Annotated in this window: 4 protein-coding genes and 1 pseudogene; all 5 read left to right on the forward strand. The window is 60.4% G+C overall.

The window, feature by feature from the left end; all coding sequences use genetic code 11:
- Positions 1–96 precede the first annotated feature (96 nt).
- A complete protein-coding gene (locus tag D8V06_RS03405; RefSeq protein WP_130930437.1) occupies positions 97–2547 on the forward strand; it encodes a penicillin acylase family protein in 2451 nt (816 codons plus the stop codon).
- Between the two features lie 364 nt (positions 2548–2911).
- The gene (locus tag D8V06_RS03410) at positions 2912–3946 is read left to right on the forward strand and encodes a ligase-associated DNA damage response exonuclease (RefSeq protein WP_130930438.1); all 1035 of its coding nucleotides are present in this window, start codon (positions 2912–2914) and stop codon (positions 3944–3946) included.
- A complete protein-coding gene (locus tag D8V06_RS03415) occupies positions 3943–5631 on the forward strand; it encodes an ATP-dependent DNA ligase (RefSeq protein WP_130930439.1) in 1689 nt (562 codons plus the stop codon). The genes D8V06_RS03410 and D8V06_RS03415 overlap by 4 nt, the downstream gene beginning before the upstream one ends.
- A gap of 205 nt (positions 5632–5836) precedes the next feature.
- Entirely contained in the window at positions 5837–6619 is a 783-nt protein-coding gene (locus D8V06_RS03420; protein WP_056856142.1) for a transporter substrate-binding domain-containing protein, read from the forward strand.
- 56 nt (positions 6620–6675) lie between these two features.
- Positions 6676–6800: pseudogene (locus D8V06_RS03425) on the forward strand (amino acid ABC transporter permease); the annotation flags it as partial.

Consider the following 6800-nt stretch of genomic DNA (forward strand, 5'->3'; position numbering starts at 1 on the left):
ACAAATCCTGAAATAACCTTGTACCCCGCTTGCGCGCCCTCCTCCCGCTCACTAACGTAGCGGCTTTACTGACGCTACCCCCGCAGGAGCTTTGCCATGGCCTCGCCAGCCCTCACACATTTTCTACCCCGGTTCGGCGTTGCCGCAGCAGTCACGGGGGTTTTGAGCCTGACAGGGTGTCAGAGCTTCAATGCCCAGGACACCCTCCCGCCGACCTCCGGCGTGCAGCCACTCAAGGGGCTGGCGCAGAATGTCTCGGTGCGCCGCAACGCGATGGGCATGCCGTTGATCGAAAGCAGCACGTTCCACGACGCACTGTTCGCCCTCGGCTATGTGCACGCCAGCGACCGCATCACACAAATGGTCACCCTGCGCTTGCTGGCCCAGGGCCGTCTGGCGGAAATGCACGGCGCGGATTTGCTGGACGCCGACCGCTACATGCGCGCGGTCAACCTGAAGAAAAGCGCCGGGGAGTTGTACAAAGCGTCTTCGCTGCGGCTCAAACGCTTCTTTGAAGTCTATGCCCGCGGGGTCAACGCCTACCTGTTCCGCTATCGCGACAAACTGCCGGCGGATCTGGTCGCCAGCGGCTACAAGCCTGAGTACTGGAAACCGGAAGATTCAGCGCTGATTTTCTGTCTGCTGAACTTCAGCCAGTCGGCCAACCTGCCGGAAGAAATTTCTGCGCTGGTACTCGCGCAAACCGTCACCACCGACAAACTGCCGTGGTTGACGCCGTCCGCTCCCGACGAAAAGCTGCCCTTGGCTGAAAGCGAGAAGCTGCATGGCATCAAGCTTAACGGGCAGGTACCGGGGCTGACTGAAATCAGTAAGGCCACCCGCCAACTGTCTGAGTTGAATCTGCTGGGCGCCATTTCCTCGAACAATTGGGCGATAGCGCCGCAACGCAGCCGCAGCGGCAAAAGCCTGCTGGCCAGCGACAGCCATGGCCCGATGGGTGTGCCGTCGCTCTACAGCTACGTACAGATTCGCGCGCCGAAATATCAGGCCTCCGGTGTGACCATCGCCGGTTTGCCGATGGTGCTGGGCGGTTTCAACGGCAAAGTGGCGTGGAGCACGACCACCGTCATGGGTGACAACCAGGACCTGTTCCTGGAAAAAATCCGCCGCCAGGGCAACGGCCTTGCCTACGAAACCAATGGCAAGTGGCAGCCGGCGACCGCGCGCAACGAAACCTACTTCGTCAAAGGCCAGCGGCCGATTCGCGAAACCGTGTACGAAACCCGCCACGGCCCGCTACTCAACAGCGCCCAAGGCCTGGCGCAAGGCAACGGCTTCGGCCTGGCCCTGCAGACACCGAACTTCTCCGACGACAAATCCCTGGACGCGTTTTTTGACCTGTCCCGCGCGCAGAACGTCGAGAAGGCGTCCGATGCCAGCCGCGAAATTCGCGCCATTGCCTTGAACCTGGTGTTTGCCGATGCCAGCAACATAGGCTGGCAAGTCACCGGCCGTTACCCTAACCGCCGCGAAGGCGAAGGCCTGTTGCCCTCGCCGGGCTGGGAAGATCGCTACGATTGGGACGGCTACGCCGACCCGATGCTGCACCCTTACGACCAGGACCCGGCGCAAGGCTGGCTCGGCACGGCCAACCAGCGGGTCATTCCCCATGGCTACGGCATGCAACTGTCCAATTCCTGGTCGGCACCGGAGCGTGGCGAGCGTTTGGCAGAACTGGCCGGTGTGGGCAAACATGACACTCGCAGCCTGATTGCCATGCAGTATGACCAGACCACCACGTTCGCCGCCAAACTGAAGAAAATGTTCGAAGCGCCGGGCATGGCCCAGCCACTCAAACAAGCCATCGAAGCCCTGCCGGTGGCCGATCGCGGCAAGGCACGCGAAGCATTGACCCGCTTGATGGCATTCGACGGCAAACTGGCCCCGACGTCCGCCGATGCAGCGATCTACGAACTGTTTTTGCAGGAAAGCATGAAACAGATTTTCCTCGATGAGTTGGGACCGGACAGCAGCCCGGCCTGGAAAGCCTTCGTCGCCAACGGCAAGTTGTCCTACGCAGCACAGGCCGATCATTTGCTGGGCCGCGAAGACAGTCCATTCTGGGATGACGCGCGCAGCGCGCAGAAAGAAGATAAACCCGCGATTCTCGCCCGCAGTCTCGCCGCAGCAATCACGGCCGGCGACAGTCAGTTGGGCGGCGATCACAAAGCCTGGCAGTGGGGCAAACTGCACCGCTACGAATGGAAGAACGTCAGTGGCCAGACCGTGCGCGGCCCCGTGCCGGCCGGTGGCGATCACACCACGCTCAACACCGCCGCTTTCGCCTGGGGCCAGGACTTCAACACCACGCTGGCACCGGCCATGCGCTTTATCGTCGATTTCGGCCAGACCGAACCGTTGATGGGCCAGATCGCCAGCGGCCAATCCGGCAACCCGGCCAGCCCGAACTACCTCAACAGCATCGATCCGTGGCTCAAAGGGCAGTATCAGACCCTGCCGATGCAGTCGCAGAACTATGACAGGGTTTATGGCAGCAAGCGCTTGACCCTGACACCGGGCAAGTAACGCCCCCCCTGGAGGAGCGAGCCTGTCGAATCGTCGCACCGTCGCGATGGACGTCAATGATAACGCGGGGCACCTGATGCCCCGCGGCGTTCTTGGATTCATCGCCAGCAGGCTGGCGCCTACAGGGGATTTGTGCCAAATACTTGAACCGCGGCCACTTCAAAGCCTGTAGGAGCATGGCTTACCCGCGATGACGCCGGCACATTCAACATTATCGGTGACTGACATTCCGCTATCGCGAGCAAGCTGTGCTCCTACAAGGAATGAGCTGTACCTCGTGTAAAGCGCACCTATCAAACCCCGATAGAACTTCTCGCTGCGCGCCAGCCTCATAGCTAACAAGTCCCCCCACTTGGGTAGCATCGTGGATCTTGTTATCGCGCGTCCCGAAGGCTTGTACTGCCCCGCTGGCGATTTCTATATCGATCCCTGGCGACCGGTCGAGCGATCAGTCATTACCCACGCCCATGGCGACCATGCGCGCACCGGCAACCAGCATTACCTGGCAGCGGCGCCGGGTGAAGGCATTCTGCGAGCGCGGCTGGGGCAAGACATCAACCTGCAGACGCTGGCCTACGGCGAGCGCTTGTTGCATCACGGCGTCACCCTGAGTTTTCATCCGGCTGGGCATGTTCTGGGCTCGGCGCAGGTTCGCCTGCAATACCGCGGCGAAGTCTGGGTCGCTTCCGGCGATTACAAAATCGAGCCCGACGGCACTTGTGCACCGTTCGAACCGGTGCGCTGCCATACCTTTATCACCGAATCGACCTTCGGCCTGCCAATTTACCGCTGGCAACCCCAGGCGCAGGTCTTCGCCGAAATCAATCAATGGTGGCAGGCCAACGCGGCCCAGGACAAAACCAGCGTGCTGCTGTGCTACGCGTTCGGCAAAGCCCAGCGCATTCTCCACGGCATCGATGCCGGACTCGGCCCGATCCTTGTCCATGGCGCGGTCGAACCGCTGAACCGGGTTTACCGCGAAGCGGGTGTTCACCTGCCTGCGACGATCTATGCCGGCGATGTGCAAAAAAACGACCCGCTGATGCGCAAAGCCCTGGTCATTGCCCCTCCCTCCGCCGGTGGCAGCACCTGGATGCGCCGCTTCGGCGACTTCAGCGATGGCTTCGCCAGCGGCTGGATGCGCCTGCGCGGTACTCGCCGGCGCCGCGGTGTGGATCGCGGCTTCGTGCTCTCCGATCACGCGGACTGGCCTGGCCTGCTCTGGGCCATCGAACAGAGTGGTGCGCAACGGGTGATGGTCACCCACGGTTCGGTCGCCGTGCTGGTGCGTCACCTGCGCGAGCAAGGCCTCGACGCCCAGGCTTTCGATACCGAATACGGTGACGATGAAGAAGAACCTGTAGCCGTCGAGCACGAGCCCACCGAGGCGACGTCATGAGAGCGTTTGCCCAGTTGTATGCCGAGCTCGATGCGACGACTTCAAGCAATGCCAAACTGTTGGCGATGCAACGCTACTTTGCCCAGGCCGCCCCTGAAGATGCTGCATGGGCGGTGTATTTCCTGTCCGGAGGACGGCCCCGGCAATTGGTGCCGGCGCGGCTTCTGCATGATCTGGCGATTGAGCAATCGGGCCTGTCGACGTGGTTGTTCGAAGAGAGTTATCAGGCCGTGGGCGATCTGGCCGAAACCATCTCGCTGATCCTGCCTGAGGCTCCTCACGTGTCCAGCGATGGCCTGGCCGTGTGGGTCGAAAAAAAGCTGCTGCCTTTGCGCGGCGAATCCCCCGAGGTGCTCGCCCGGCAACTGCCCGAACTCTGGTCGCAACTGGACCGCACCAGCTTGATGCTCTGTATCAAGCTCATCACCGGCAGCTTTCGTGTTGGCGTCTCCAAACTGTTGGTCACCCGGGCGCTCGCCACCATGGCCCATCTCGACAGCAAACGCGTGGCGCAACGCCTGGTGGGCTATACCGACCTGTCCAATCGCCCGAGCGCCGCCAGTTACCTGAAACTGATCGCCGCCGAATCGGCCGATGAACATGCCCAGCGAGGCGGCCAGCCCTATCCGTTTTTTCTCGCCCACGCACTGTCCCAACCAGTCGAACAATTCGACGCATTGCTCGGCCCTGCCAGCCAATGGCAAGTGGAATGGAAGTGGGATGGCATCCGCGCCCAAGTGGTCAAGCGCGACGCAAAGTTGTGGGTCTGGTCACGGGGTGAAGAGTTGGTGACCGAGCGGTTTCCCGAGCTGGCCAACCTGAACCACGTCTTGCCCGACGGCACGGTGATCGACGGTGAAATCGTGGTCTGGAAAGCTGATCAACCCAACACCGCCGACGCCTTCGACCCGCAATCGCCGACCGCCCCCGCCGTGCAACCTTTCGCCCTGCTGCAACAGCGCATCGGGCGCAAAACCCTGAGCAAGAAAATGCTTGGCGACATTCCGGTGGTCATCCTCGCGTACGACTTGCTGGAATGGGCCGGCGAAGACTGGCGCAATCAACCGCAGGCGCAGCGGCGGGCGCAACTGGAGCAAGTCATTGCCCGTTGCAATCATCCGGCGCTGCTGGCGTCGCCACTGTTGACCGGCGAAGACTGGTTCGACCTCGCCCGCCAGCGCGAAGATTCTCGCCGGCTCGGCGTCGAAGGGATGATGCTCAAGGCTCAAGACGCGCTCTACGGCGTGGGCCGAACCAAGGATGTGGGCGTCTGGTGGAAATGGAAGGTAGACCCGTTCAGTGTCGACGCCGTGCTGATATATGCGCAACGCGGTCATGGCCGCCGGGCAAGTCTTTTCAGCGACTACACCTTCGCGGTCTGGGACGGCCCACCCGACGCCAGCGAGCGCACGTTGGTGCCCTTTGCCAAGGCCTACTCAGGGCTGACCGATGCAGAAATGCGCCAGGTCGACAGCATCGTGCGTAAAACCACCGTGGAAAAATTCGGCCCGGTGATCAGCGTCAAACCGAGCCTGGTGTTTGAGCTGGGCTTCGAAGGGATTGCGCTGTCCAAGCGGCACAAAAGCGGGATCGCCGTGCGGTTTCCGCGGATGCTGCGCTGGCGTCAGGACAAGTCCGTCGATGAGGCGGATCACTTGGGAACACTGCAGGATTTGCTCCAGTAATTCGCCTGCCGAAGAACCAAAAGAGTGCAGGTCTTCCACGCCGCCCGTTTTCGTGCACTAATCCCATCCCGGCGATTTCCTGAATGCCTGTTAAACGCTTGTTCGGCACTCTGGTTCGGAAATTGCTACTTTCATTAGGTCTTACGCTTACCAGTAACAATAATTCTGCGCCACAAGCGCTCATATTGGTTTTAGGGAATAAATAATGAAAAAAGCATTGCTGACCCTCTCTGCACTGGCGTTGTGCATGGCCGCTGGCTCCGCCATGGCAAAGGAATACAAGGAACTGCGTTTTGGTGTTGACCCTTCCTACGCACCGTTCGAGTCGAAAGCGGCTGACGGCAACCTGGTGGGCTTCGACATCGATCTGGGCAACGCAATCTGCGCCGAGCTGAAGGTCAAGTGCAAATGGGTCGAAAGCGATTTCGACGGGATGATTCCTGGCCTCAAGGCCAATAAATTCGACGGTGTGATCTCTTCGATGACCGTCACCCCGGCCCGTGAAAAAGTCATCGACTTCTCCAGCGAGCTGTTTTCCGGTCCAACCGCCTACGTGTTCAAGAAAGGCTCTGGCCTGACTGAAGACGTCGCTTCGCTCAAGGGCAAGACCGTCGGCTACGAGCAAGGCACCATCCAGGAAGCCTACGCCAAAGCCGTTCTGGACAAGGCTGGGGTAAAAACCCAGGCCTATCAGAACCAGGACCAGGTGTATTCCGACCTGACTTCCGGCCGTCTCGACGCCGCGATCCAGGACATGCTGCAAGCCGAACTGGGCTTCCTGAAGTCGCCAAAAGGCGAGGGCTACGAAGTCAGCAAGCCAGTCGACAGCGAACTGCTGCCTGCTAAAACGGCTATCGGTATTAAGAAAGGTAACACCGAGCTGAAAGCACTTTTGGACAAAGGTATCAAAGCGTTACACGATGATGGCACCTACGCCACCATTCAGAAGAAACACTTTGGCGATCTGAATCTGTACAGCGGCAAGTAATGCCCGGCGCCCATCTCGCGATGGGCGCTTTTTTCATCCGATCAGGTTGCTGATTTATGTTCGAAAACCTCCTGCAAAATCTGGGGCTCTCCGCCTTCAGCCTCCAGGGCTTCGGTCCGTTGCTGATGCAAGGCACCTGGATGACCATCAAATTATCGGCGATGTCGCTGCTGGTGGCCGT

This window comes from Pseudomonas sp. Sample_24, assembly GCF_004307605.1.
Taxonomy (GTDB): Bacteria; Pseudomonadota; Gammaproteobacteria; order Pseudomonadales; family Pseudomonadaceae; genus Aquipseudomonas.